The organism is Acinetobacter sp. TGL-Y2, assembly GCF_001612555.1.
In the GTDB taxonomy this organism is placed as follows: Bacteria; Pseudomonadota; Gammaproteobacteria; order Pseudomonadales; family Moraxellaceae; genus Acinetobacter.
The window spans coordinates 1,285,351-1,311,889 of sequence record NZ_CP015110.1; the positions used below are offsets into that span (position 1 = coordinate 1,285,351).

Annotated in this window: 23 protein-coding genes and 2 pseudogenes; 11 read left to right on the forward strand and 14 right to left on the reverse strand. The window is 39.6% G+C overall.

Annotated features, from left to right (window positions below; genetic code table 11):
* Positions 1-3: 3 nt before the first annotated feature.
* Positions 4-186 carry a hypothetical protein gene (locus tag AMD27_RS05970; protein WP_067657658.1) on the forward strand — a complete coding sequence of 61 codons (183 nt, stop codon included), beginning with the start codon at positions 4-6 and terminating at the stop codon, positions 184-186.
* Between the two features lie 72 nt (positions 187-258).
* On the opposite strand, the gene AMD27_RS19085 is transcribed toward AMD27_RS05970, so the two are convergent.
* The 5 genes and pseudogenes from AMD27_RS19085 to AMD27_RS19335 all read right to left on the reverse strand — a co-directional run.
* Complete coding sequence (locus AMD27_RS19085) at positions 259-372, reverse strand: hypothetical protein (RefSeq protein ID WP_228140743.1); 114 nt, start codon at positions 370-372, stop codon at positions 259-261.
* Between the two features lie 15 nt (positions 373-387).
* Positions 388-549, reverse strand: a complete 162-nt coding sequence (locus AMD27_RS19090) for a hypothetical protein (protein WP_228140719.1) — start codon at positions 547-549, stop codon at positions 388-390.
* A gap of 134 nt (positions 550-683) precedes the next feature.
* Positions 684-1,340 carry a hypothetical protein gene (locus AMD27_RS19095; protein WP_067657667.1) on the reverse strand — a complete coding sequence of 219 codons (657 nt, stop codon included), beginning with the start codon at positions 1,338-1,340 and terminating at the stop codon, positions 684-686.
* Between the two features lie 249 nt (positions 1,341-1,589).
* A protein-coding gene (locus AMD27_RS05980) for an IS5 family transposase (RefSeq protein WP_416202806.1) occupies positions 1,590-2,341 on the reverse strand; the annotation gives its coding sequence in 2 pieces (ribosomal slippage) (positions 1,590-2,128 and positions 2,128-2,341; 753 coding nt in all).
* Positions 2,342-2,484: 143 nt separating this feature from the next.
* Positions 2,485-2,985, reverse strand: a pseudogene (locus tag AMD27_RS19335) (site-specific integrase); the annotation flags it as partial.
* A gap of 128 nt (positions 2,986-3,113) precedes the next feature.
* On the opposite strand from AMD27_RS19335, the gene dusB reads away from it, so the two are divergent.
* A complete protein-coding gene (gene dusB / locus AMD27_RS05985; RefSeq protein WP_265733179.1) occupies positions 3,114-4,130 on the forward strand; it encodes a tRNA dihydrouridine synthase DusB in 1,017 nt (338 codons plus the stop codon).
* Positions 4,131-4,205: 75 nt separating this feature from the next.
* Here dusB and AMD27_RS05990 read toward each other — a convergent pair whose 3' ends face one another.
* The gene (locus tag AMD27_RS05990; protein WP_067657676.1) at positions 4,206-5,255 is read right to left on the reverse strand and encodes an NAD(P)H-dependent flavin oxidoreductase; all 1,050 of its coding nucleotides are present in this window, start codon (positions 5,253-5,255) and stop codon (positions 4,206-4,208) included.
* 351 nt (positions 5,256-5,606) lie between these two features.
* Here AMD27_RS05990 and AMD27_RS05995 point away from each other — a divergent pair, with 351 nt between their 5' ends.
* The 3 genes from AMD27_RS05995 to AMD27_RS06005 all read left to right on the forward strand — a co-directional run bounded on the left by AMD27_RS05995 (position 5,607) and on the right by AMD27_RS06005 (position 9,600).
* A complete protein-coding gene (locus AMD27_RS05995; protein ID WP_067657679.1) occupies positions 5,607-6,866 on the forward strand; it encodes a putative DNA modification/repair radical SAM protein in 1,260 nt (419 codons plus the stop codon).
* Complete coding sequence (locus AMD27_RS06000) at positions 6,867-7,646, forward strand: TIGR03915 family putative DNA repair protein (protein ID WP_067657682.1); 780 nt, start codon at positions 6,867-6,869, stop codon at positions 7,644-7,646.
* Positions 7,647-8,304: 658 nt separating this feature from the next.
* A complete protein-coding gene (locus tag AMD27_RS06005; protein WP_067657685.1) occupies positions 8,305-9,600 on the forward strand; it encodes a dicarboxylate/amino acid:cation symporter in 1,296 nt (431 codons plus the stop codon).
* A gap of 354 nt (positions 9,601-9,954) precedes the next feature.
* Here AMD27_RS06005 and AMD27_RS06010 read toward each other — a convergent pair whose 3' ends face one another.
* The 4 genes from AMD27_RS06010 to ahpF form a co-directional block, all read right to left on the reverse strand.
* Positions 9,955-11,166 carry a YeeE/YedE family protein gene (locus tag AMD27_RS06010; protein WP_067657688.1) on the reverse strand — a complete coding sequence of 404 codons (1,212 nt, stop codon included), beginning with the start codon at positions 11,164-11,166 and terminating at the stop codon, positions 9,955-9,957.
* A 182-nt stretch (positions 11,167-11,348) separates the two neighbouring features.
* Positions 11,349-12,041: a VIT1/CCC1 transporter family protein gene (locus AMD27_RS06015; protein WP_067657691.1), complete on the reverse strand. Its 693-nt coding sequence runs from the start codon at positions 12,039-12,041 to the stop codon at positions 11,349-11,351.
* 119 nt (positions 12,042-12,160) lie between these two features.
* Positions 12,161-12,505 (reverse strand): hypothetical protein, encoded by a 345-nt coding sequence (locus tag AMD27_RS06020; protein WP_067657694.1) that lies wholly within the window; start codon positions 12,503-12,505, stop codon positions 12,161-12,163.
* A 234-nt stretch (positions 12,506-12,739) separates the two neighbouring features.
* Positions 12,740-14,305 (reverse strand): alkyl hydroperoxide reductase subunit F, encoded by a 1,566-nt coding sequence (gene ahpF / locus AMD27_RS06025; RefSeq protein WP_067657697.1) that lies wholly within the window; start codon positions 14,303-14,305, stop codon positions 12,740-12,742.
* Between the two features lie 318 nt (positions 14,306-14,623).
* Here ahpF and AMD27_RS06035 point away from each other — a divergent pair, with 318 nt between their 5' ends.
* Together AMD27_RS06035 and AMD27_RS06040 are read left to right on the forward strand one after the other, a co-directional pair.
* Complete coding sequence (locus AMD27_RS06035; RefSeq protein ID WP_067657703.1) at positions 14,624-14,845, forward strand: DUF1653 domain-containing protein; 222 nt, start codon at positions 14,624-14,626, stop codon at positions 14,843-14,845.
* Between the two features lie 36 nt (positions 14,846-14,881).
* A pseudogene (locus AMD27_RS06040) lies at positions 14,882-15,474 on the forward strand (O-methyltransferase).
* Positions 15,475-15,535: 61 nt separating this feature from the next.
* Here AMD27_RS06040 and AMD27_RS06045 read toward each other — a convergent pair.
* Both AMD27_RS06045 and ahpC read right to left on the reverse strand, forming a co-directional pair.
* A complete protein-coding gene (locus AMD27_RS06045) occupies positions 15,536-15,742 on the reverse strand; it encodes a KTSC domain-containing protein (RefSeq protein ID WP_067657706.1) in 207 nt (68 codons plus the stop codon).
* A 368-nt stretch (positions 15,743-16,110) separates the two neighbouring features.
* Complete coding sequence (gene ahpC / locus AMD27_RS06050; protein WP_067657709.1) at positions 16,111-16,674, reverse strand: alkyl hydroperoxide reductase subunit C; 564 nt, start codon at positions 16,672-16,674, stop codon at positions 16,111-16,113.
* Between the two features lie 576 nt (positions 16,675-17,250).
* On the opposite strand from ahpC, the gene AMD27_RS06055 reads away from it, so the two are divergent.
* The 3 genes from AMD27_RS06055 to AMD27_RS06065 are packed head-to-tail and all read left to right on the forward strand — an operon-like array spanning position 17,251 to position 23,165.
* On the forward strand, positions 17,251-21,180 hold the full coding sequence (locus AMD27_RS06055) for a DUF3418 domain-containing protein (RefSeq protein WP_416202813.1): 3,930 nt from the start codon (positions 17,251-17,253) through the stop codon (positions 21,178-21,180).
* Positions 21,181-21,228: 48 nt separating this feature from the next.
* The gene (locus tag AMD27_RS06060; protein ID WP_067657715.1) at positions 21,229-22,344 is read left to right on the forward strand and encodes a beta-ketoacyl-ACP synthase III; all 1,116 of its coding nucleotides are present in this window, start codon (positions 21,229-21,231) and stop codon (positions 22,342-22,344) included.
* A 41-nt stretch (positions 22,345-22,385) separates the two neighbouring features.
* Positions 22,386-23,165, forward strand: a complete 780-nt coding sequence (locus tag AMD27_RS06065) for a lysophospholipid acyltransferase family protein (RefSeq protein WP_081405932.1) — start codon at positions 22,386-22,388, stop codon at positions 23,163-23,165.
* 231 nt (positions 23,166-23,396) lie between these two features.
* Here the strand turns inward: AMD27_RS06065 and AMD27_RS06070 are convergent, their stop codons facing one another.
* Complete coding sequence (locus AMD27_RS06070) at positions 23,397-24,398, reverse strand: pirin family protein (protein ID WP_067657718.1); 1,002 nt, start codon at positions 24,396-24,398, stop codon at positions 23,397-23,399.
* A gap of 355 nt (positions 24,399-24,753) precedes the next feature.
* Here AMD27_RS06070 and AMD27_RS06075 point away from each other — a divergent pair, with 355 nt between their 5' ends.
* Positions 24,754-25,581 (forward strand): SDR family oxidoreductase, encoded by an 828-nt coding sequence (locus AMD27_RS06075; RefSeq protein ID WP_067657721.1) that lies wholly within the window; start codon positions 24,754-24,756, stop codon positions 25,579-25,581.
* Positions 25,582-25,699: 118 nt separating this feature from the next.
* On the opposite strand, the gene AMD27_RS06080 is transcribed toward AMD27_RS06075, so the two are convergent.
* Entirely contained in the window at positions 25,700-26,446 is a 747-nt protein-coding gene (locus AMD27_RS06080) for a M48 family metallopeptidase (protein WP_067657723.1), read from the reverse strand.
* Positions 26,447-26,539 lie beyond the last annotated feature (93 nt).

A 26,539-nucleotide genomic window follows, 5' to 3' on the forward strand; every position in this document is an offset into this window, starting at 1 on the left:
CTAATGAGCGCGCAAAATCCTCCCAAGAAAAAACCATTGGTCAATTTACCGTTTCCAATTAAGCAAGTAAATGATGCGAAACCGGCAGATGAAGAGGTGGAAGACTTACGTCCGAGGCCAACACCTTATGCAGACCGTACTTGGATGCCACCCCGTGGCACACGTCGTTCATTTGGTAAACGTTAAGCTGTCCTTATGCTTAAGATAAAAAATAGGTGCATGATGCACCTATTTTTTATGGCTTTAAAATGAGTTTTTTTAGATAAAATTTAATTGCCGATCAATATGGGTCAAGTCATAACGTTCGCCGCTATAGAATTGAATGTTTTCAACTTGATTGGCTGCGGTTTTTGCCCAGTCTTTGATGGTAATTTGATCTTGACCATCTTAGAGTGAAATGGCTAAGTCTTTACCTGAACTGTTAAATAGTAAGTCATTTACATTGACTCCTTCACCAAACTTGATTGTATCGTTTCTACCTTTTTCATAGATCGTGTCAACACCGAAACCGAGTTTAAATGCATAGCTTTCGTTGCCTAAACCATCCAACAGTTTGTCATTACCCGCATCACCATTCGGGATGTTGAGTAGCCCACCATTGGCGTCTAGCGTATCGTTACCTGCACCACCAAATCAGCTATTGTTGCCTAAGTTACCTTTGATCACATCATTTCCAGACTGAACTAAGGTAGTACCAAATGGATTAAGGGTGCTGATGTGTTGGTGTCTGGATTTAAAATATTGGTGGCAATGGCAATATTACCTGCAAGGTCGCCTGCATATACATAAGCCACTTGAGTCAAGGTATTCACCAGTTGATCTTTTGAAGAGAAATCATTATGTAGCAATTCACCATTCACGTATTGACCGACAAAATTCAAGCCTTCTGTAGTGAGTTGGCTTACGACATGAATGAGGCTTGCACCCCCTTTAAGATTCGCTTTGATCACATCGCCTAAAAGTTCGACATACCACCAGAATGGGCGGCTTGCACCACCATTGAGTTCAGAGGTATTTGCACCAAGATAATGATCTAAAATACTCGCAGGTGTAATGCCCGTCCAATCTGCTAAAGTGCCACCCAAGTTCTGAAGTGCTTGAGTCGCATCCATATGTACTAGACCATAAATACCACTTGAGCTTGGCAGATAACCTTTTGGTACGACCAGCTCATTTTGCTCGTTATAGACACCTATCAGTAAGTTATCTGCCAGTGTTTTAATCAGGACATTTGATGCTTTATAGAGTTGACCATCTGTGAAGTGAATGCCTTTTTCAGCTAAAGACTTTTCAGTACCTAAGCGCACATATTGATAAAGAATGTTTTTGGATCTGCCCAAGCTACAGATTCTGCGACTTTTTAATCAATTTATTATTGTTCGACCATATTATGAATTTTTTAAGACAAGCTAGGCTTAATTTTGAAAAAATAAGATGATATAACTTGAGACAAAAAGAGTATTTTCACTTTAGCTTTCGAAATGGGTGGTTTAATGTTTTAAATTATATTTTAATTTTTTCAATAACTTAAATGGATTTAAGTTGGTTTTATAGTGTGTGTAGATGCGATAAAAGCCTAGGGTCTGTCCTCATTTGGATTTACACCAAATGAATGAGCAAGCCAAAAATAACATTGACTTGTAATTACGAGCTAACTTTTCAAAACGAGTGGCAATACCCCGGAAATGTTTTAAGCGAGCAAACGCATTTTCAACGAGATGTCTTAATCCATAAAGATAATGATCAAATTCAACGTTTACTTTCTTACTATTAGATTTTCTTGGAATGATCGGAATCATATGATGATTTCGAGCAACTTCCCGGATATTCTCTGAATCATAGCCTTTGTCTGCAATCAAATACTCTGCTTCACCCACCAATTCAATTAATTGGCTTGCAACTTGACTGTCGTGGACTTCACCGCCAGTGATTTCAAAATCAATCGGATATCCACTCGCATCGACGGCAAGGTGAATTTTTGTAGTCGCTCCACCTCTTGATTTTCCAATTGCGCTTTCTTCACCATGCCGAGCTCCACTTGCATGCTGATGCGCGCGGATATAGCTTCCGTCAATGAATACCCATTCTTTATCCAATACGCCTCGTAATTTAAAAACAAATTCTCCCAGAGCCCTTTGTTCGCCCAACGATTAAACCGGTTGTAAGCCGTTTGCCATGGGCAAAGATCTTCAGGAACATCACGCCAAGGAGCACCAGTGCGAAGCTTCCATAGGATGGCTTCCATAATATTCTTACTATTACGTGAACGATAACAGCCATAAAATTGCATAGTTTGTTGGATTTGATTCCAAATTTCGTCTGTGATGACTCTACGTGACATGATCTGAAGCTTAATTCTAGACAACGAGTTAAGCTATTTTAATAGAATGAAACTGATGAGTGAAATATATACTTCAAATGAGGACACGCCCTAGTCTCATCTTACTCAAGAAGAAAGATGTCAGATTTATACACTGTTGCTTATTCAATCAGGATATTTTCTAATGGCTCGCCCCAAACGAACTCCGCATGTACAATCACCGCTTTAATATGCCTTAGATCTTTTAAGACAGTCGCAGGAGCGACTCCATCAGAACCAGTTAATGGATTCCCTGTTACTCTTAACATTGCATATTATGAAAAATCTTGTCGAGTTAATGAATAGATATTTTTCTCTGGAATCTCTAAACTAGCGATATGTTGCAGTATTCCTGTTTTAGTTCTGGCAAAAACTGTCCGCTTCTTCCAACTACTGAAAAATAAATTCTTTGAGTGTTTTTTGTTTTAATTGCACCTCAAGGTTCAATATTTTTTCAGGGTTCAATTCAATTGTCGCCTCAGTTCTTTTGATCCATTCATCAGCGAGTGATTTTTTGCTGAATGTTTTAGATTGTTTGAATTCTGGGTAGCCGAGGTGTTGAACGCGGATTTGTACTCTATATCGTGTTGTACCGTCTTTAGTTTGTCATTTGTGACTGTACCCATGAATTTGCACCTAGATATTTAAGGTGCAAATAGGATGCAACGCTTGTGCATTAAAAAGTCAATATGAAGTGACTAAACAAAGTTAAACGAGGTTAGAAAAATTGAGTCAACACAGCGTCATTAGAGATTTGTTTGATAAATCAAAGCCTACGCCTATTTGGGTCGCTCCGATGGCAGGCGTAACGGATCGTCCGTTTAGAACTCTGTGCAAATACTTTGGTGCCGGTCATGCAGTCAGTGAAATGATGACAGCTGATCAAACCTTGCGTATGAGTAAAAAAAGTTTGTATCGTGCAAATTTTGATGGTGAACTTGCACCAATTTCTGCACAAATTGCAGGTTCAGATCCATTAGAATTGGCGCAAGCAGCGCGCTATCAGGTGTCGAACGGCGCTCAAATTGTCGATATCAATATGGGCTGTCCTGCCAAGAAAGTCTGCAATAAGTTGGCGGGCTCGGCACTGCTCAAAGACGAAGATTTGGTCGCTCGAATTTTAGATGCAGTCGTTCACGCCGTGGATGTACCCGTGACCCTCAAAACGCGTTTGGGTTATTTAAATGGTCAGGAAAACATTTTACGTGTGGCAAAGCGTGCAGAAGAAGCGGGTATTGCAGCCTTGGCTTTGCATGGTCGTACACGTGAAGATATGTATTTAAATACAGCACGATATGATCTGATTAAAGCAGTTAAAAATAGTATTGGAATTCCAGTCATCGCAAATGGTGATATTGATAGTCCTGAAAAAGCCAAATTTGTTTTGGAACATACGGGCGCAGATGCAGTGATGATCGGACGCGCGGCGCAAGGTCGCCCTTGGATTTTTAGAGAAATATCGCATTATCTAAATACTGGCGAGCATTTAGCAGCACCTTCCATTTTAGAAGTGAAAGATGTGCTTTTGGGACATTTATCAGAATTATATGAATTCTATGGTGAATACTCAGGATGTCGAATTGCGAGAAAACATATTGCTTGGTATACCAAAGGTTTGCGCTCAAGCAATGAGTTTCGCCAAAACATGTACAAAGTTGAAAATACTGTAGATCAAGCCAAAGTGGTTGAAGCTTATTTTGACTTATTGCTTGATCAAGGCTTGATTATGAGTGATGTACAAACTGAGCAATTTAATTTACTGGACGTGTAATTTACAATCGACTTTAAAAGTTTAAGGTAATAAAAAAGCCAAATGTACATATTTGGCTTTTTGCTTTTTATTTCATCATTCGTCATATTGATTCATTTCTAAAATCAACTGATTCATCAGGTCTGTTGCTTCAAGTTCTCGAACTTGAATGACGTTACTGCCAGCCCAAAATGCGCCATATTCTGAATTGCCTTGTTTCAATGCAGCAGCATTTAGCTGTTTGCCTAGATCATATGCATAAGGATAAGGTGCAACTTCTACACGTTCTGGTAAATCGACAGATTTTGCCCAAGCATTGATAATCCCGCGCGCAGGACGCCCAGATATACTGGAAGTAATTTGTGTAATGGGTTTACTGAGTAAAGCCGTACGATAGGCAGCATTGGCACTCGAAGATTTGCATTGCACAAATGCCGTACCAAGCTGCACCGCAGCTGCGCCTAAATTGAGTAGATACTGCGCTTGGAAGCCATTCATCACGCCACCTGCCGCAACGATAGGCAGTGAACAATGGGCTGCAAGCAATTTAACCAAGTCTGCTGTTTTGATCCCACTGTCTATGTTTTCATTGAAAATACCACGATGTCCGCCGGCTTCAATGCCTTGCGCAATAATAATATCAATGCCTGCGGCCTCTATTTCTCTGGCTTCTGCAAGATTGGTTGCAGAGACCATGGTTATAATTCCTGCATCTTTGAGGGCTTTAATTTGACGCTCATGTGGAATACCAAAATGAAAACTGACCGCTTTGGGCTGAGTATCTAGAACTAGATTTAAATAATCATCATTGTCTAAAAAACTTGGATAAATACAGTCTAAATCGTGCGGTAATTCTGCGCCGAATTTTTCAAATTGGGGTTTTAAATGTTCAATCCATGTTCGATTACGCGGTGTATCTTGCAGGGAGGATTGATGACAGAAGAAATTGACTTGAAAAGGTCGATTGGTTAAAGCCTTGGTCTCCAAAATTTGTTGTTTTGCTGAAGCCAGTGAGGCTGCACCTAAACCTAGCGAGCCTAGACCACCTTGATTTGAAACTTCAGCAGCCAGCTTTGCTGTAGAAACGCCCGCCATTGGCGCAAGAAAAAGAGGGTGCTGAATCGCAAGTTGTTCTAATAAAGTCATATCTAGGCTCCATGAATTAAACTCAAATGTGCCTAAGCTCTGCGCACTAAGCAACTTATATTCATTATTTTATAAAAAAATGATGCATATGATAAAAAGGCTGGATATTGAAAGCACTGAGATACCATTAATATGAGGTTTGATAAATCTCTATTTGGAAAAGTCCCTTTCGTTTTTTTAGACTTAAACTTCCAAATTATAGGGTTCAAAGATAAGCACAAGAATCTATTATCCAAAAATTCAAGAGATAAAATGAAGCGTCATCTCATGTCGCATGCAAGATGAGTGTCATGCCGTGAATTTTGACAACCTTTATAATAGCCAAATCACTTATTTTCTAAAGTCATTGTCATGTCAGATCGTATCCGTGAAAAGTTACAAATCTTAGCTGATGCTGCCAAGTATGATGTTTCATGTTCTTCAAGTGGTAGTAATCGAAAAAACAAAGACAAGGGACTGGGCAATACAGGCGCCGGGATTTGTCACAGCTATACTGAAGACGGGCGCTGTGTCTCGCTACTTAAAATCTTATTTTCAAATGTCTGTATTTTTGATTGCTCATATTGCGTTTCACGGCGCTCAAATGATGTAAAACGTGCGGCGTTTACGGTGCAAGAAGTGGTCGATTTGACCATTAATTTTTATCGTCGAAATTATATTGAAGGGCTATTTCTCAGTTCAGGGATTTTTAAGTCTGCGGATTACACCATGGAACGTATGCTTCAAGTCGTGAAAAAGCTGCGTCTTGAAGAAAACTTTAATGGTTATATCCATCTTAAGACCATTCCAGGTGCTTCAGAAGAAATTATTCATGAAGCGGGGCTGTATGTAGATCGGATGAGTATTAATTTAGAAATGCCCACGGAAGATGGGTTGAAGAAATTCGCTCCAGAAAAATCTCATGCCGAAGTGCAAAAAGACTTGGGCATTGTACGAGATCGTTTGATTCAATTGACCGATGAGCGCAAGTTAATCAAGTCTGTGCCTAAGTTTGTTCCAGCAGGGCAAACCACACAAATGGTGGTGGGCGCCCATCAAGAAACCGATCAAGATGTGATTTTAATGGCAGATCGACATTATAAGGATTATAAACTTAAGCGGGTATATTATTCGGGTTATATCCCGATTAATGATGAAGAAAAAGCCTTACCCGCAGTTGGGTCAGCGCCGCCCTTGTTGCGTGAAAATCGCTTGTATCAGTCCGATTGGCTGATGCGTTTTTATGGCTTTGATGCGACAGAAATTGTCGATGATCAGCATCCCAACTTAGACTTAGACATAGACCCTAAACTGAGTTGGGCACTACGCCATCCAGATCAATTCCCTATAGATATTAACCGCGCGGATTATCGGATGATTTTGCGTGTGCCGGGTATTGGGGTGCGCTCTGCCAAGAAAATTGTTCAGGCACGTCGTTTTGGTGCGATTCATATTGATCAATTGAAGCGTATGGGTGTGGCTTACAATCGAGCGCAGCATTTTATTCGCTGTCAGGACACCCCGCAATTTGTTAAAGAGCGCTTGCCCAGTCAAATTCGACAGCAAATCTTGCAAGGTGGGCAGTCTAAATATCAAAAACAACTGTCACCTCAGTTGGGCTTTGGTTTCTAAATGGCACAGTATGTTTTTGATGGCAGCATGACAGGCTTGCTTAGCTGTGTGTATCGCGCTTTTCAATTTAAAGAGTTTGATGTTCGAGTAGTGACCCCCAATCACATTCAACATGCCTTGTTTGATGAAAGTATCGATGTACAGTCTAATGAGGAGCAAGCGCAGCGCGTGTGGCAAGGCCTAAAGCAGAAAGTGTCGAGCAGTGGTATTCGCAACTTTTATTACACGTTTTTGTCCGAGCAAATAGATGCATTTCAATCGCTTTTCGATTTTAGTCTTTATGTATTTCAATCGAGCAGACCTGTCGATAAAGACTATGGGCATCAGGATGTTTTGGCTTTGGCGCAGTGGGCAAAGCAAGTCGGTCGTGAAAAACATCGTATGGAAGCTTTTGTACGTTTCAAAAAGTGTCAGGATGGTTTGTTTTTGAGTTTAGTTCGACCCGATTTTAATGTTTTACCGCTCATTGAGCGACATTTTAAAAGTCGTTATCAAGATCAAAAATGGTTGATCTATGATGAAAAGCGAAAATTTGGTATCTATTATGATTTAGATCTAGTCCATCAAATTCAAATGAATGCTTATGAAGTCGATGCACAACTTGCAATTGGCGCAAGCCAAAGCTTTAGCATTGAGCTGGATGATGAAGAAGTACTGTATGACCAGCTTTGGAAAGATTATTTTAATAGCGTAAATATCCAAGCCCGTAAAAATATGAAGTTACATATACAATATGTGCCGAAACGTTATTGGCGCTATATGAATGAAAAGGAGGTTTAATTCATATTTGTTTTAAATCTCGTTTAACTCCCTCATGCTTCAAACTCTTTATTTATTTTGTTCTAATATTTAAACCCACATTTGGTTAAGTAAAATATAAACACTGGATTAAGATCAAATTGACCTTAAGTTATTGATTTTAAATATTTAAGTGCGATGTATTTTAATAACTTGTAATAAATGTTTTAAGAAAGCTTAATTCAGTTGTTTTTTTTTAAATTAAATATTTTCAGTGGTTAATATAGACCTAAATTTTTAAATGGCTATTTAAAATACTTTTTAGGTATTGTTGTATGGTTGATGTGATGTGGTCATAATATTTTGGACTGGTAATCCCCATTACTATAACAATTTAGCGAATGAGTGCTTATGTCACTTTCTAATAAAACAATGTAAAACAATAAATTGTAATTAAATTTGTGATGATCCTTTCTTTTGTAAAATCAAAATCATTTCATTAAAAGAATCAAGTCAAATTATTAATTTTTTCGCCTTATTCGACTAAAGAACTATATAAAAGGTTGTCATTGCTGATTTGTTTTCTTTAGAATTGCGCACTAATTTGCGCTGTATTTTCATCTCATTCATTTATTTTGATGATGCTAATATCATATAAATAAATGGTTTATTGTTTTTTTGAGTTTAAAAAGGGTCTTCTATGGATATTCAAGTTGATGAGCAATCTCAGCAGCCACCCAAGAAGCAAAAATTTTATCAAATTCTTTATGTTCAAGTGATTTTTGCAATTGTAGCAGGTGTTTTGCTTGGTCACTTTATGCCAGAACTCGGTGAAAGCTTAAAACCACTAGGCGATGCTTTCATTAAAATCGTAAAAATGATTATTGCACCTGTTATTTTCTTAACAGTGGCAACGGGTATTGCTGGCATGACCAATATGGGGGCGGTCGGTCGTGTTACTGGTAAAGCAATGCTTTACTTCATTACCTTCTCTACCTTGGCATTGATCGTAGGTATGATTGTTGCAAACCTTGTTCAGCCGGGTAAGGGGTTGAATATTGATCCTACTGTTTTAGAAAGCGACAAAGTTGCCACCTATGTTGAAAAAGCACATGATGCGACGGTCGTTGACTTCTTCATGAATATCATTCCGAAGACGCTTGTGAGCCCTTTGGTTGGCGGTGATATTTTACAAGTACTTTTTGTGGCTGTACTTTTTGGTTTGGCAGTTGCCGCAGTAGGTGAGAAAGGCAAGCCAATCACTGAATTATTAACCAACCTGACTGCACCAGTGTTCTACTTGGTGGGTATGTTAATGAAACTCGCGCCAATTGGTGCATTCGGTGCAATGGCGTATACCATTGGTGCATTTGGTATCTCAAGTATTGGTAATTTATTGTTATTGATTCTGACGTTCTATATCACATCATTGTTATTCGTTTTGGTTATTTTGGGTGCTGTTGCACGTTATAACGGTTTCTCTATTTTAGATTTAATTCGTTATATCAAAGACGAATTGTGGTTGGTACTGGGTACAAGCTCATCTGAAGCAGCTTTACCGACATTGATGACCAAAATGGAAAAAGCGGGTTGTGAAAAGTCTGTGGTCGGTTTGGTTATTCCAACAGGTTATTCATTTAACCTTGATGGTACCAATATCTACATGACCATGGCGGCGCTATTTATTGCGCAAGCTTGTAATATCGATTTGACCATTTGGGAGCAGTTAACCATTTTACTTGTCGCGATGGTCAGTTCTAAAGGTGCAGCTGGGGTGACAGGTGCAGGCTTTATTACACTTGCAGCGACATTGTCTGTTGTTCCTGCTTTGCCTGTTGCGGGTATGGCCTTGATTCTGGGTATTGACCGTTTCATGTCAGAATGCCGTGCGCTCACCAACTTGGTGGGTAATGCATGCGCTACAATCGTAATTGCGCGTTGGGATAATGCGTTAGATAAAGAACAATTAGATGCGACCTTAAAAAAGAAAATATAAGTTTGTTTGATTAAAAAAGCCCATCTGATGATGGGTTTTTTTATGCTTTGAAGATTGAAGATTGAAGATTGAAGATTGAAGATTGAAGATTGAAGATTGAAGATTGAAGATTGAAGATTGAAGATTGAAGATTGAAGATTGAAGATTGCTTATCTAGGGCAATCACTCAAACTACAATTTAGAAATGAAAATAACATGCTTCGCTGATCATATGGTTTGTCTTTAATTTTCTTCATAGAAACAAATTTAGAATGATTGCAATAAAGCTTAAAGGATATAGGCGCTATATTGAGTTTCATTCATTAAAAAAAAAGCCCATCATCAAGATGAGCTGCGTGTTTTAAAGTGTGTAGATTAACAACCAGTCAATTTTTCAGACTGCGGTTTTTCATCTGGAAAAAAGACAGGACGGAGTTTTACACCGACACTATTGCCAATAAAGGCAAAAATGAGCCATAACCATCCGTGTACGCTGCCTGACGCAATGCCGCTGAAGTAAGCACCGATATTACAGCCATATGCTAAACGTGCGCCGTAACCGAGCATTAAGCCACCGATTACCGCCGCAACAATTGAACGTTTCGGAATGTTTAAGCGAGGTGCAAATTTTCCAGCTAAGCTTGCTGCCAATAAAGCACCCAACATGATACCGAAGTTCATCATGGAGGTGATATCAAACCACAGTGATTCTGACAGTGCTTTGGCATTGCCTGGTATTTGCCAATAGGCCCAAGACGCAACATCAATACCACCGAATGCTGCTACTTTTGCCGCCCAAACTGCCAACGCAGAGGTTACACCCCAAGGACGACCTGCCAAAGCTAAAGTGGCAAAGTTGAGCAGGGTTAAAATAATACCGCCCCAGATGAGTGGCCATGGACCGCGTATGAAACGCTTCCAACCTTGATATTCACTCTCGGGTTCAAGCTCAAGCGAGCCATGACGTTTCTTCTCAAAATATATAGTGGCTAGCGCAATGAGTGCAAACAACACAAAGTTGATAAGTAGCGCAGGCACGACGCCTAGACTTGCCACCACAGAAATAGGTGCAAGATGAGGTAGATTGAACCACCAGTCTAGATGCGTGGTCGCAATTAAAGAACCTGTACAGAAGAAGAATAAGGTGATGAGCATACGAGAACTACCACCACCTACAGTATAGAGTGTTCCTGATGCACAGCCGCCACCGAGTTGCATACCAATACCAAAAATGAAGGCACCTATCATGACCGACATAGACACGGGGCTGATATTACCTTTCACTGGATTGCCGAAAAGCTCACCTGCACCGAGTGCTGGGAAAAACAATAATACTGCAACACCAAGCATGATCATTTGAGCGCGCAATCCACGACCACGCCGTTCTTTAATAAATACACGCCAGCTCGAAGTGAAGCCAAAAGAAGCATGATATAAGGTCATACCTAAAGCGCCACCAATTGAAAACAGCAGCGCTTGGTTTATACCTACGATTTGATAAGCGCCGATCATACCCACCAATAATAGGAAAATAGCCACCCAAACCGATAACTGGGAGCGATCAGATTTTGCTGCGATAATAGACATGGGAGTAAATAGTAAAATATATTAAAGGTTTATTTTAAGTGATCTACACTCAAATGGGGTATTCGAGTATCTATATAACGCGGGTATTTTGCTGAGATTAATTGATTTTGTATATTGGTTATTTTGATAATGTGCTCTTTTTTTTAGCGTAATAAAGTTTAAATATGAACCGATGTCCTCAATCAAACATTAAATAAAGAACCAAGCCAGCTTGTTAACAGCATCGCAGCAATTCCCCAGAGCATGACGCGAATACAACCTTTTAGCATAGATGTCCCTGTAAAATAACCCGACATGACACCCAATAAACCTAAAGAACACGCGCCAACCAGCCCAACGATAAGCATCAAATTTTCAGCAGAGCTGAACAAAATCGCCATGAGTGGAAAAAATGCACCCAATGAAAAGGAAAGGGCAGATGACCAAGCAGCGAGTATGGGTTTAGCACTGGTCATTTCATTAATCCCAATTTCATCACGTGCATGTGCTTGCAAGGCATCATGATCCATAAGCTCTACCGCAACTTCATGCGCAAGCTTGGGATTAACGCCACGTTGAATATAGATCTGTGTAAGCTCAGCTAGCTCCAAATGAGGATTTTTTTCTAGTTCATTGGCTTCAAATTTTAAATCTGCTTCTTCAATATCAGATTGAGATTTAACTGAAATGTATTCACCTGCAGCCATAGATAAAGCACCAGCAATAAGGCCCGCAATACAGCTGATAAAAAGGGTGTGATTGGATGCGCCACTTGCTGCCATGCCCAAAACTAAACTGGTGACAGAAATAATCCCATCATTGGCCCCGAGGACTGAGGCGCGTAACCATCCAGTGCGGTGAATATAGTGAGGCTGTTCATGCTGAGATATCGACATTGATGCTTTAGTGAAATTGAATGTTTATTTAAAATAGAAGATATTTCGAGTTTAAATCAAGTTATTTATCATCAGATAAATAAAAAGCCCTTAGACAGGGCTTTTTAACTCAGCAAAAATTATTGTTGAGCTTTTTCTTTTACATTTGAAGCGCCTTCTTCAACCGCAGCAGCAGCGTTAGCAGTTGCATCTTTGGTTGCATCAACAGTCGCATCAGCAGCGTTATCTACCGCTACAGCTGTGTTATGTGCAGCATTTTCAGTTGCAGCAGCAGCGTTATCTACCGCTACAGCCGTATTATCAGCAGCATTTTGAGTTGCATCTTTAATGTCTTCACCGGCTTGAGTTGCAGCATTTTCTAAATGCTCACCCGTTGTAGCGCCTGTTTCAGGTGCTTTCTCTTTATTACAACCAACTAAAGCAACAGTAGCAGCAAGACCTAAAGCAACAAGTAATTTATTCATTTTATCTACCTTTATTAAACTATTATTTTGATCCAAGGTCTTTGGATGAGACCAATATATACAAGTTCAGCAAAAAATAAATATTGAAAATTGTAAAGATTTTATTGGCTTAAAATAAAAACCCATGATGTTAGTAATAACATCATGGGTTTAATATCGGACTTTGACTCGAAGGCATGCATTTAAGTTCAAGATATCTATCTAAAACCTGCCTTCTTTTCTTTTAAAATTCGATTACTGCCCCGAACGGATCATATAATCAAAAGCAGACAATGATGCTTTTGCGCCTTCACCTGTGGCAATAATGATTTGCTTATAAGGCACAGTGGTACAGTCACCTGCAGCAAATACTCCTTTGACATTGGTTTCGTTACGATCATTAATGATGATCTCACCGCGGTTACTCAGTTCAACATCCGATTCTTTCAAGAAATCCGTATTGGGCAACAAACCAATCTGTACAAAGATCCCTGCAAGTTCAACCGTATGTTCTTCATCAGTTGCACGGTCTTTGTATTTCAAAGCAGTTACTTGTTTGCCATCACCCACCACTTCTGTCGATAAGGCATTTTTGATCACAGTGGTGTTGGGTAAGCTATTCAATTTGTCTTGAAGCACTTGGTCAGCACGAAGTTTGGTATCAAATTCAACCAGTGTTACATGCTCAACAATCCCTGCAAGATCAATCGCCGCTTCTACACCTGAGTTACCACCACCGATCACCGCAACACGTTTAGCTTTAAACAGTGGGCCGTCACAATGCGGGCAGTAGGCAACACCACGAGTTTTGTATTCTTGCTCGCCTGGTACATTCATTTCTCTCCAACGTGCACCTGTAGAGAGGATCACGGTTTTCGATTCAAGTTTTGCACCATTTTCCAAAGTGATTTCAACATTGCCATACGTAGTTTGGTCTGCACCCACAATTGATTTCACACGTTGCAGGTTCATGATGTCGACACCGTACTCACGTACATGTGCTTCCATTTCGGCTGCAAACTTAGGACCTTGTGTTTTTTGCACTGAAGTGAAATTTTCAATGTCCATGGTATCCATGACTTGACCACCCATGCGCTCAGCTACGATCCCTGTTTTGATGCCTTTACGAGCAGCATAGATGGCTGCGGTATTCCCTGCAGGACCACCACCAATCACCAATACATCAAAGGCTTCTTTGGCATTCAATTTCTCAGCGTCTTTCGCAGCAGAGTTGGTATCTAACTTGGCAATGATTTCTTCCAAAGTCATACGACCTTGACCAATATGCTCACCGTCTTGGAACAACATCGGAACGGCCATGATTTTACGTTCTTCAACTTCATCTTGGAAGAATGCACCATCAATCATGGTTGCTGTTGTGCCTGGGTTGTTAATTGCAATCAAGTTGAGTGCTTGAACCACGTCTGGGCAGTTATGACAGCTCAACGATACAAATACATCAAAGTCAGCTTTTATATTCAAATCTTTAATTTGCGCCAAGACTTCATCAGAGACTTTTGGTGCATAACCTGATACTTGTAACAATGCTAAGATTAACGAGGTGAACTCATGACCCATGGGTAAACCTGCGAAATTAACACGAGGTTGTTCACCCATTTTCGCGATACCAAAACTTGGTGCGCGGCTATTTGTACCGTCGAAACGTGCAGTCACCAATGCAGATAAAGCTGCGACTTCTTCTACCAATTCTTTAATTTGCTTTGATTTATCAGAATCATTTAAGGTTGCCACGATTTCGATAGGGCTTTCTAAGCGTTCAAGAAGTGTTTTAAGTTGTGCGGAAGTATTTTGATCTAACATGGCTAACGTCTCCAAAGGAGTAAATGTTTATTGAATACAGCCATAGTAGAGCAAAACATGAAATAGGTAAAACAGTTTGTTTTTATATAAACAATCGGTTTTATGGATTTATAGCCTGTAATGGAAATTTAGTCGCCAAATATCAAAATGAAATTTACAGCTTATATGGCGCTAAGTGTAAGAAAATTCAAATGATAATGGGATAAAACAACTGAAAAAGATCAGCAAAATCATCCTATAAGACCAAATTGTTAAATTCTTATAAAATAAAATAGCAATGTTATAATTAAATCAACATGAATAGGTAGATTGAACGCAATGAGCTTAAAAAAAGGAATATATCAACATTATAAAGGTCAACTTTATCAAGTGATGAATGTCGCAACGCATAGTGAAACTGAAGAAAAGTTAGTGGTATATCAATGTTTATATGGGGATTATTCGATTTGGGTAAGACCTTTAACCATGTTTACTGAAATGATTACCACACCCGATGATCGAGAAGTGGAGCGCTTTAAACTCATTCAAGAAGTCCTATAAACAGGTTGAGTAAAGTAATAAAAATAAGGCTTAATTATGAGTTTAGACCAATATTTCATATCCAAGATGCAAGACATTTATGCAGAATTTAAAGCGTATGATGCATCGCAATCTGAGCGCCTAGGTCGATATCGAAATATTGAGCCTGAATCCGCACGTTTTTTAGCGATGTTGATCCGTATTCAACAATCTAAGCGTATTTTAGAAATTGGAACATCCACGGGTTATTCAACCCTTTGGTTGGCAGATGCAGCGCAAGTCACTCAAGCAAAACTGATCACTTTAGAAATTGATCCAGACAGAACCGTGAAGGCGCAGCATTATGCGAAAGCGTTAAAGCTTGATCATGTCATTGATTTTCGAGTGGTTGATGCAGGCATATTTTGCGATCTTGTAGGCAAAAATTTGATTTTATTGTGTTGGATGCAGAGCGTGATGCTTATGTCGACTATTGGGTATATTTGCAGCATTTGCTCGAACCCAAGGGTGGCGTACTGATCATTGATAATGTAATTTCACACGCGCATGAGGTTCAAGCTATTTTTGATTTAATTGAAAATGATTCAAGATTCATCTCTACGACATTGACCATAGGCGCGGGCTTATTGATGGTAACTTTTAAAGATTAAAGTGGATAGATCAACCTAAAGCGGTAAAAGGATCAAACGTCAATTTGATCCTTTTTAATGTCTAATTAATGCTGATTCTGGTGAAATGTAAGTCATATTCTAAGTACTTGTGAACAAAAGCCGTTTTATCACTGCTACGCAATAAGTTGTTATAGATAAACTCTGGTACAGGGTGATAAAGCTCACCAGAGCCATTATTGTAAAATATTTTTAAATAGCGCGAGGTCGCATTATATTTCCAAGTCGTCACAGCAAGAGGTGTTCCCATGGCATCTCCTTGAACTATAGGCTTATGATGATGTTATTAGATTTGCTAAACCTATTGTGACCATAAGTCAGATAGGAAAGCTTATGTATAGCAGATTTGTAAATCCAAATGCATGCTCAAAATGAGATTAAGTTTTCTATTTATTTGATGGAAAATATGAATAAATTAAAAACATGATAATTTTTAGATCAGTCTATTATGAAAATTTAAGCTGAAATAAATGTATAAGAACGCCTGAATTTTGAACTGTATTACCTCATCTTTGACCACTAATAACGATTTTTAAATAAAAAAGTTAATGGATGATTCAAATAAAAAACCACGCTAAAAGCGTGGTTTTTTTAAATCAGTTCGATCTAATTAAAGAATTAGATTTTACCTACTAGGTCGATTGAAGGCGCAAGCGTTGCATCGCCTTCTTTCCATTTAGCAGGGCAAACTTCGCCTGGGTGAGCATGTACGTATTGAGCTGCTTTAACTTTACGAAGAAGTTCAGAAGCATCACGGCCAATACCACCAGCGTTGATTTCAACGATTTGGATTTTACCTTCTGGATCGATAACGAAAGTACCACGGTCAGCAAGACCAGCAGCTTCGATTAGAACTTCAAAGTTTTTAGACAAAGTCCACGTTGGATCGCCAATTAATGGGTATTGGATTTTACCAATCACTTCAGAAGTATCATGCCAAGCTTTATGAGTGAAGTGAGTGTCAGTTGAAACACCGTAAACTTCCACGCCTAATTTTTGGAATTCAGCATAGTTGTCAGCAAGATCGCCAAGTTCAGTTGGACAAACAAAAGTGAAGTCAGCTGGGTAGAAGAATACGACAGACCATTTGCCTTTAAGATCAGCTTCTGTAACATCTACAAATTGACCGTTGTGGTAAGCAGTCGCTGCGAATGGTTTAACTTCAGTATTAATTAAGCTCATCATTGTCTCCATGATTAAGGATTGTCTTTAATTTCTAATAGAGTATCGAAACTTGTGTTATTGCTGAAACAGTATTTTTACATAACTAGCATCGGAAAAACCGAACTGAGTAATGTGAGAAGTATTCAATTTCACTCAATACAGTCATTTTGTCATTCAACATCAAAGTTATGATTCTTTCATGACAAAAGAAAAGTTAAGAAAAGATCCGTTGTTAAACATGAAGCCATTGGAGTGAGAATTCAAGGGCTGAGTTTAAAAAAGATAGAAAAATAATGGAAATCAATATCGTGATCGTAGATATATGCGCCATATAACGCTTTTCTAAAGAAAAAAATAAATAAACATCAGTTCGAAATAGGTCAATAGGTCACTAGTTTAATAGAATATTAGAGATGAATTTTCTGAGGATAAAAATCAACAATTAAATGACATGGTGTTAAATGATCTGTTCAGTCTGAGTTTTGTAGGTCAAAGACTATGCCTGTATCTTGTTACAGCGTAAAATAGGCAATTCATCTTTACTTTTAGGGTACGTCATCTGTGGTAAGTCATTTAAATGTAGATCAATGGGTCATGGCTCGCGACCGTCATCGTTTAAATCGACTGCGTAAAGGTAAAGATGCAAATCCAAAGCAGTATCAAGAATTATTTGAAAAATCCAATTTAAAAGTCCGTTCACGTCTAGACAGTATTCCCAACATTAAACTGAATCAAGATTTGCCTGTGACCCAATATACAGACAAGTTGATTGAGGCCATTCAGCAGAACCAAGTGGTGATTGTGGCAGGAGAAACGGGTTCAGGTAAGACTACTCAGCTCCCTCAAATTGCAATGCTTGCAGGACGTGGTTTGACTGGAATGATTGGTCATACACAGCCACGTCGTTTGGCGGCGCGTACAGTCTCTCAGCGAATTTCAGAAGAAGTCGGTCAAAAACTCGGTGAGTCGATCAGTTTTAAAATCCGTTTTAATGAGCAAGGCTCTCAGGACTCATTGGTGCGTCTAATGACCGATGGGATTCTGCTTGCTGAATTGGGTCATGATCGCTTTTTAACAAAATACGATACGATCATTATTGATGAGGCGCATGAGCGCTCACTCAATATCGACTTTATCATGGGCTATTTAAAGCAGCTACTACCCAAACGCCCAGATTTAAAGGTGATCGTGACGTCTGCGACTTTAGATGTAAATCGCTTTAGTGCTTACTTTAACAATGCCCCGATTTTTGAAGTTGAAGGTCGAAGTTTTCCAGTAGAACTGCGTTATCGACCTATTTCAGAAATGAGTATTGTGGGTAGTGATGATGATGAATTTGATGATTTTGAAGAAAATTTACCGCGAGCAGTCGTGCAAGCGGTTGAAGAATGTTTTCAAGATGCACAAGAAAAAGGGCATCCTGAACACGCGGATATTTTGATTTTTGCCAGTACAGAACTTGAAATTCGAGAACTACAAGAAACCCTACAAAAATTTGGTCCAAAACACACCGAAATTTTACCGCTGTATGCTCGACTTGCGATTGCAGAACAGCAACGTATTTTCAATGCAGGTGGTGGTGGACGACGGATTATTATTGCCACCAACGTTGCTGAAACCGCACTGACGGTTCCGAATATTCGTTATGTGATTGATAGTGGTTTTGCACGTATTTCACGTTATAGCTATCGTTCACGGGTACAACGTCTGCCAATCGAGGCGATTTCACAAGCCGCAGCCAATCAGCGTAAAGGGCGCTGTGGTCGTATTGCACCCGGTGTCTGTATTCGTCTGTATAGTGAAGATGACTTTTTAGGCCGTCCTGAGTTTACTGAACCTGAAATTAAACGAACCAATTTGGCATCCGTTATTTTACAGATGCAAAGTTTGAACTTAGGTTCGCTTGAAGATTTCGATTTCATTGAGCCACCTGATCACCGTTTGGTGAATGATGGTCGTAAGCTTTTGATTGAATTGGGTGCAATGAGTGAGAAGAAAGCGCCGCAGTCAAATCAATCGATTGAAAGTAAGAGCAATGAAAAAGTTGAAAAAGAGAATCCTCCCTCTCAACCTGCGGTGAAAAAAAATGCACCTCCGCAAAGTCGGGATACCTTAACCAAAATTGGTCAACTCATGGCGAAGATGCCGATTGATCCGCGCTTAGCTCGAATGATTTTGGGTGGGGCGCATTTTGGGGTATTGAATGAAGTCTTAATTATCGTCTCGGCTTTGGCAGTGCAAGATCCCCGTGAGCGTCCTGCAGACAAGCAAATGCAGGCAGATCAAAAACATGCATTGTTTAAAGAAGGTGAATCTGACTTTTTATTTTATATAAAGTTATGGGAAACCTTGCAGCAAAACCGTGAAACGATGAATGAAAATAAACGTCGTAATTTTGCACGGCAGCATTTTTTAAGTTGGCTTCGTATACGTGAATGGAAGAAAACCCATGAGCAATTGACTGAGCTGGCGGAAGGTTTAAAACTCTCTTTTAACAGTAAAGCGGCGAATTATGAAAACTTGCATCGGGCTTTACTGACAGGGCTGTTGTCTTTTATTGCCAATAAAACGGATGAACGTAATGTGTTTATGGCAGTGCGTCAGCAAAAAGCACGTATTTTCCCTGCTTCAACTTTGCATAAAAGCAACATACCTTGGGTGATGGCATTTGAGATGGTTGAAACATCTCAAGTGTATTTAAGAACGCTAGCGAAGATTGAACCAGAATGGATTTTGCTCGCGGCAGGTGATTTGCTGAAGCATCATTATTTTGAGCCGCATTGGTCGAAAAAAGCCGGTGTGGTCAATGCTTATGATCAAATCTCGCTATTTGGATTGATCGTTCAACCGAAACTTTTGATGAATTATGAGAAAGTTGATCAAGAGGCGGCACATGAAATTTTCCTTCGAGATGCTTTAACGACGGGTAATTTGGGTATTACACCTCCATTTTTAAAGCACAATTTATTGAAACTTGAAGAAGTTGAGCGGGTAGAGGATAAATTGCGTCGACGCGATTTGGTGGTCGATGAAGAAACGATTTATCAGTTTTATGCATCGAAAGTGCCTGAAGATGTAGCAAGTCGTCGAAGTTTTGAAGACTGGCGCGCAACGGTTGAACCTAGCGAGCCGCGTTATTTATATATAGAAGAAGATTCGCTGTGGATGGATGACCGTCCGACTACACAACAATTTCCAGACTATTTGCATAATGGAGGATTGCGTTTAGCGGCAAGCTATCGTTTTGATCCAAGTCACGATGAAGACGGTGCAACGGTTAAGATTCCAATTCAAGCGCTGGCTCAAGTCGATGAAAATATCTGGTCATGGGGTATTCCAGGTTGGCGTCAGGATTTGATCGAAGCTTTACTGAAAGCGCTTCCTAAAGACAAGCGTCGAAATCTGGTGCCGATACCAGATACTGCGCGCAAGCTCATCAAAGGCATTGATGCAGTCCATTTAAATCAGCATATTTTTTGTTATTTAGGTTTTGCTTTACGAGGCGAGCAAATTTCTGAAAAGGATTTTTCATTCGATCGTATTGAAGATTATTTACGACCGCTGATTCGAGTGATTGATGAAAAAGGCAAACTGATTGAAAAAGGTCGTGATCTGACAGAGCTCAAAGCGCGTTGCCGTGCAGAGACACACAGTCCAGTCAAACAGTTGAAAGGTGAATTTAGCATTTTCCCAGAAAAGTTCGTCTTTGAAGCTTCTCAAAAAGTGACGGGTGTGGTGGTCAAACAGTACCAAGCCTTGGTGGCCACGAAGAAGTTTTCAGAACTTGATGCTAAAGATGAATCTGGCGTGGTGATTCAGACCTTTAATGATCAAAGTGAAGCGATTTTACAGCATCGAGAAGGTGTGATTCGTCTGGTGCATATGCAATTGGGGGATTTAATTCGTCAGTTGAAAAAGCAAATTTCTAGACCAATGGCGCTGGCATATTCACCGCTGGGCGATAAGGCCAAACTTGAACAAATGCTGGTGTATGCGACCTTACAGATGTCGATTACAGATTTACCCATCAATGAATATGAGTACCAAAATCTACTTGTAAAAGTCAAGAAAGAGTTTTTAACTCACGGTCAGGACACCCTAAAAATCATGAGTGATATTTATATCCAGTGGCAACAGATTCGTCAGCAACTTTTGGTGCTTAATCAAAATATTTATGCCAAAAATATAGATGATATGGAAGATCAGCTCGATCTGATGGATTTATCTCAATTCGTTTATACCAAGCCTGTGGATGTGTGGATGGAATTTCCACGCTATCTGAAGGCACTCTTGATGCGTTTAGAACGGTTGTCGCATAATTTACAACGCGATGATGATGCGATTCAACAAGTCGACCCGTGGATGGATAAATTGTTTAAGTTTGAGAAAGAGCCGCGCATGAAAGAGGTTTATTTTATGGTGGAAGAACTGCGTATCTCATTGTTCTCACAACCAATGAAAACCAAAATGCCAATTTCTCCGACCCGTATACAAAAAGTATGGGAACGTCTCGGAATCAGTTAATATAGCGTGAGTTTTTGAAATTCAAGTGAATTTAAGAAGGAGTTTTACATGGGCATTCGTATTACAGGTACTGGCTTGTATCATCCCACTGAAGTTGTGACCAATGAAGAGTTAGTTGAAAGTTTAAATGCTTATGTAGAAAAGTTTAATCTTGAAAATGCTGAAAAGATTGCAGCAGGCGAAATTGAAGCGCGCCGTGGTTCGAGCGCTGAATTTATTGAAAAAGCCTCTGGTGTCAAAGCACGTTATGTAGTTGAAAAATCAGGTGTGCTTGATCCGAACCGTTTACGTCCAAACTTATCTGAACGCAGTAATGACGAGCTTTCACTGCAAGCGGAGTGGGGTGTGATTGCCGCAAAACAAGCGATGGACAATGCAGGGGTGACTGCAGAGGATATCGATGTGGTGATATTGGCCTGTTCAAATTTACAACGAGCCTATCCTGCAGTTGCCATTGAGATTCAAACGGCTTTGGGTATTCAGGGCTATGCTTATGACATGAATGTCGCGTGTTCAGCGGCGACTTTCGGTTTAAAACAAGCTTATGATGCGATTAAATGTGGCGCACGCCGTGTGCTCTTGGTCAATGTCGAAATCACATCGGGTCATACAGACTATCGCTCACGTGATTGTCACTTTATTTTTGGTGATGTTGCGACAGCATCGATTATTGAAGATACAGAAACCAAAACAGGTTTTGAAATTATAGATACACAGTTGTTTACTCAGTTCTCAAACAATATTCGCAATAACTTTGGCTTCTTGAATTTTAGTGAGAATGCGACAGCAGACGACAAACAATTCCGTCAAGATGGACGTAAAGTGTTTAAAGAAGTTTGTCCATTGGTTGCAAAAATGATTAGCAAGCAACTTGAAAAGAATCAGATTGAACCGACCAATGTGAAGCGTTTTTGGTTACATCAAGCCAATGCCAGCATGAATGAGCTGATTTTAAAATTAGTCGTGGGTAAGGCGGCAGCAGAAGCAGATCCTGCACTTGTACCGATTATTTTAGATGAGTTTGCCAATACCTCATCTGCAGGTGTGATCATTGCGTTGCATCGTACCGCGGATCAAGTGAACGATGGCGAGTATGGCGTACTGTGTTCATTCGGCGCGGGCTACTCAGTGGGTTCAATTCTTGTGCAAAAACGTGTCGCTTAATCATTGATACGTAAAAGCATATTTTAAAAAAGTAGACCAACATGACTAAAAAAGCGTTGCAAATCCAGCATAACTCGAAAATGATTCGACTCGGCAGTGCCTTGCAACGCTTTTACTTTCAGCCGACTTTCTTAGGTACTGAATATATTGATGCGCAAAAGCCTGCAATGTACGTGGGTAATCACACCATTTATGGTGTTTTAGATTCACCCGTTCTCATCGATTATTTATTTACTGAACATAAAATTGCCATTGTCAGCTTGGGTGATCATTTGCATTTTAAAGTGCCATTTTGGCGCGATCTGGTTAAAAAAATGGGTGCAGTAGATGGTTTGCAAGAATATGCTCAAGAGGTAATGCAGCAGGGATATTCGCTGTTGGTTTTCCCTGGCGGTGGTCGTGAAGTAGTCAAGCGTAAAGGTGAGGAATATCAGCTGATTTGGAAAGAGCGTTATGGTTTTCTAAAATTAGCAAAAGCGTATAATTATGACATTGCACCCTTTGTCGCATTGGGTGGTGATGATGTGTATGACTTGGCTTATGATGCCAACGCACTTTTAGAGCAAACATGGTTCAAGAAAGTGTTGAGTGTACCCATAATTGGTCAATGGTTAAGACAGGGTGAGATGATTCCATCGATCCCTACAAATATCATTCCCAAACGTATTCCTTTTTATTTTAAATTTCTAGAACGCATGAACTTGAATGACTTTCACACGGATGATCTGAGCTTATTTCGTGACGAAATTCAGCAACAGTTGTATCAGGGCATTGCGGATTTAAAACAAATACGAGATCAAAGCACTGAAAAGAGTGACTGATTGTATAGTTAAGCTAAATGAGCGTGTTTAATGTGTAGTAGCGCTAAAAAATTATTTAATATATTTAAATTAAGTGGTTGAATATATTGGTGTTAAATAAATAAATAAAAATAATTCATATTTTGCTAAAATAATGTATAGTGATTCTGTACTCGAATAAGTTTACTAAGCCCGAAGAATATACTCCTCTTCGGGCTTTTTTTTTAAACATTAAATGCTGCTCAGGACATCTTAAAGCGACTCAGGATGTTCGATTTCCTGACCTTTTTTATAGCTGGCAAAGCGAGCTTGTTCTCTTGGTAAGACGGGTGCAGCAGAGTCCCATGGCCAAGGTCCAAAATGAGTTTTACGATATCGCGCAAAGGCTGTGTTTAGTTCTTCGTCAGAGTTCAGTACAAATGGACCGCGCATCGCAACAGGTGCACCAATGGGTTCACCTTCAAGCCATAAGATTTTCGCCCGTTGTGAGGTGTTTTTGAGCTTAATCTCAACATCAGCTTTGAGCTCAACCAAATGCTTAAATTCAATGGGCTGATCTTCTATATACAGTTCAGGGCCTTCATAAAAATAGGCAAAACGTGTAGAGGTTGAAGTGGTCGCGGGTATAATCAGCTCTGCATTAGGATCTAAGTCAATCATATAAATATTGACGCGATGTTCTGGTGCTGCTGCCCATGAATGTGGTGGTCTTGAAATCGCATAGGTTTGTTTGAAGCGACCTGAGATCACGCGAACATCTGCTTTAAAACCATTTGAGTCGGTTTCATACACGTGTGGAATCTGCTCACGCCACATCATTTTGTAGTCGGCATCTTGTTTTTTTTCATCTGGTGATGAGTTGAACCATATTTGAAACAGTTCAAACGGATTTTCTTGATCTTGATGTAAGAGTGGGAACATTTCACAGTGTTCAACACCATTGCCTGTACTGAGCCATTGCACGTCACCCGCTGCATAACGACCGCTATTGCCTAGCGAGTCAAAATGATCCACATAACCACGCTCAACTAAAGTAATGGTTTCAAAACCAGTATGGGGGTGTTCTGGGAAACCTGGCACAACATCACCGTAGTACATACGATAGGGTTTATCTGGAGTTGAGGGTTTGCTTGGACCCAATTGATCATTGCCTTCAGGATAATAATCAATATGATGGGCAGTGAATAAAAACGGGTCTTTTAAATCTAGACGAAATTCAATGGCTTGAATATTATAAATATGCGGATGGCTCATTTGGTTCTCCAATAATCACTTAGCAAGGACGTGCAAAGCATTATTTATTCAAATTGTTATGAGCTTGATTGAAGCATATATTGCATATATAGATAAGTCTTGAATCTAGAAAAGACTGTTGCAAAATTGGTTTAATAGAAAAATGGCGTAAATTGCAAGACCAAAATTTTGAGTTAAATTGTTATATTTAAATGGCTTATGTAGATGAATAGTCAAGATTCAAAAAAAAGTGCAAAAAGAAATAGCAAAATCTGATGTTCAGCGACTTCGGGGTTCAAAATCATATTTTGAGTTTCAGACTTTCTTTTGTACAGTGGTGTTGAACATTGCTGAATAATTAAAAGATGAGGGAAGTATGTCGCTAAAAGGAAAAACAATATTTATTACGGGTGCCAGTCGCGGCATTGGACGAGAGATTGCTTTAAAAGCAGCCCAAGATGGTGCAAATATTGTGATTGCAGCCAAAACCATAACAGAACATCCAAAATTAGGCGGAACAATTTACTCTGTTGCCGAAGAAATTGAAAAAAAGGGGGGGAGCGCACTTCCGATTCAGTTGGATGTTCGTGATCAAATTGCTGTAGCCGCTGCGATGAAGCAAGCCGCGGATCATTTTGGCGGAATAGATATTTTGATTAACAATGCAGGTGCAATTAATTTAAACGGGGTGGAAAGCTTAGATCCGAATCGATTTGATTTGATGTATCAAGTCAATACCCGCGCTGTTATGGTATGTAGTCAGGCGGCATTGCCTTATTTAAAGCAAAGCAACAATCCGCATATTATTAGTTTATCCCCTCCATTAAACTTAAAAGAATCTTGGTTTGCTGTGCATGCGCCGTACACGATCAGTAAATATGGCATGAGTATGCTGACGATTGGCATGAATCAAGAATTTGCCTCTTATGGTATAAGTGTTAATTCGCTTTGGCCGAGAACCATAATTGCCACAGCTGCGATCGAATTTTCATTGGGAGGTCGTGAGTTATTTAGTAAAGCGCGTACACCAGCAATTATGGCAGATGCAGCTTATGCCATTATGAACAGTCAAAATCGTGCTTTGACAGGAAGATTACTTATAGATGAAGAAATCCTAAGTGAATTTGGCGAAACTGATTTTGAAAAATACCGTGTTGAATCATCTGATGATGAATTGATGGTCGATCTTTTTGTGGATCCTTAACAAATGATGACTTAAGAGCCCCGATATGGGGCTTTTTTTTACAATGAGGGAAAGTATAAACTTAAACAAAAAAAGGTCATAGCATCCCTAGATGATATGACCTATTCAAGCATAAAAATTAGCTTTTAGCAGAATAACGTGTTGATTTAACTTGATAAGAGTCGATGGCTAGAATATACTGATTCAACACATTTTTACGCTGTTCATTGGTTGGATGGCTGGACAAAAAGGTGGGGGATTTTGAATCAATTTCTTTTTTTACTAAATTCGCTTCGAATTTCTCCCAGAAGGTCACAGTTGACTTATGGTCAAAACCTGCACGAACCATCAAATCTAGCCCAATAAGATCAGCTTCCTCTTCAAGATGGCGACTATGTGGCAGAGTCACACCATAGTTTCCGCTTAAACCACTTGCAAAGCCCAATGCATAACCCGCACCCATGGTTGCACCCAAAAGACTTAGGTTGGTTGCTGCATATATCGATGCTTTCTCACGACTATGGCCACGAATTACATGTGCCATTTCGTGTGAAATCAGAGTTGCCAGTTCATCATCGGTTAAATTTTCAAACATATAAATGGCGGTGTTGACAACAATCTGACCACTTGGAAAAGAATGTGCATTGGGTTTGCTACTGAGATTGCCGTTAATTTTCCAATTCATTTTTTTTCTATTGCCGGCTAAGTAATCATTCGCATGGGGAATCAAGCGCGCCATGATGTTGTCTAAGCGAGGGTCGACTAAATACACTGATTTACTTTTGGCTTTTTTCTCAAATTTATTAAAATTGCGATCCGCCGCTTTATTCCACGCAGATTCTGGAATAATCATGAGTTGTTTACGTTCAGAGCCTACAGTGCCCATAGATGTCGTACTTACACATCCACTGAAAGTGATTGCTATAAATGTTAGTACGCCACTAGTGAAAGACTTCATAAACACCTTTTAAATGATAAT

Bases quoted from the DNA above. Each gene is read 5' to 3' on its own strand.
- AMD27_RS05970 (WP_067657658.1), top strand. From the start codon at position 4: ATGAGCGCGCAAAATCCTCCCAAGAAAAAACCATTGGTCAATTTACCG.
- AMD27_RS05990 (WP_067657676.1), bottom strand. From the start codon at position 5,255: ATGACTTTATTAGAACAACTTGCGATTCAGCACCCTCTTTTTCTTGCG.
- AMD27_RS05995 (WP_067657679.1), top strand. From the start codon at position 5,607: ATGTCAGATCGTATCCGTGAAAAGTTACAAATCTTAGCTGATGCTGCC.
- AMD27_RS06000 (WP_067657682.1), top strand. From the start codon at position 6,867: ATGGCACAGTATGTTTTTGATGGCAGCATGACAGGCTTGCTTAGCTGT.
- AMD27_RS06005 (WP_067657685.1), top strand. From the start codon at position 8,305: ATGGATATTCAAGTTGATGAGCAATCTCAGCAGCCACCCAAGAAGCAA.
- AMD27_RS06010 (WP_067657688.1), bottom strand. From the start codon at position 11,166: ATGTCTATTATCGCAGCAAAATCTGATCGCTCCCAGTTATCGGTTTGG.
- AMD27_RS06015 (WP_067657691.1), bottom strand. From the start codon at position 12,041: ATGTCGATATCTCAGCATGAACAGCCTCACTATATTCACCGCACTGGA.
- AMD27_RS06020 (WP_067657694.1), bottom strand. From the start codon at position 12,505: ATGAATAAATTACTTGTTGCTTTAGGTCTTGCTGCTACTGTTGCTTTA.
- ahpF (WP_067657697.1), bottom strand. From the start codon at position 14,305: ATGTTAGATCAAAATACTTCCGCACAACTTAAAACACTTCTTGAACGC.
- AMD27_RS06035 (WP_067657703.1), top strand. From the start codon at position 14,624: ATGAGCTTAAAAAAAGGAATATATCAACATTATAAAGGTCAACTTTAT.
- AMD27_RS06045 (WP_067657706.1), bottom strand. From the start codon at position 15,742: ATGGGAACACCTCTTGCTGTGACGACTTGGAAATATAATGCGACCTCG.
- ahpC (WP_067657709.1), bottom strand. From the start codon at position 16,674: ATGAGCTTAATTAATACTGAAGTTAAACCATTCGCAGCGACTGCTTAC.
- AMD27_RS06055 (WP_416202813.1), top strand. From the start codon at position 17,251: ATGGCTCGCGACCGTCATCGTTTAAATCGACTGCGTAAAGGTAAAGAT.
- AMD27_RS06060 (WP_067657715.1), top strand. From the start codon at position 21,229: ATGGGCATTCGTATTACAGGTACTGGCTTGTATCATCCCACTGAAGTT.
- AMD27_RS06065 (WP_081405932.1), top strand. From the start codon at position 22,386: ATGACTAAAAAAGCGTTGCAAATCCAGCATAACTCGAAAATGATTCGA.
- AMD27_RS06070 (WP_067657718.1), bottom strand. From the start codon at position 24,398: ATGAGCCATCCGCATATTTATAATATTCAAGCCATTGAATTTCGTCTA.
- AMD27_RS06075 (WP_067657721.1), top strand. From the start codon at position 24,754: ATGTCGCTAAAAGGAAAAACAATATTTATTACGGGTGCCAGTCGCGGC.
- AMD27_RS06080 (WP_067657723.1), bottom strand. From the start codon at position 26,446: ATGGGCACTGTAGGCTCTGAACGTAAACAACTCATGATTATTCCAGAA.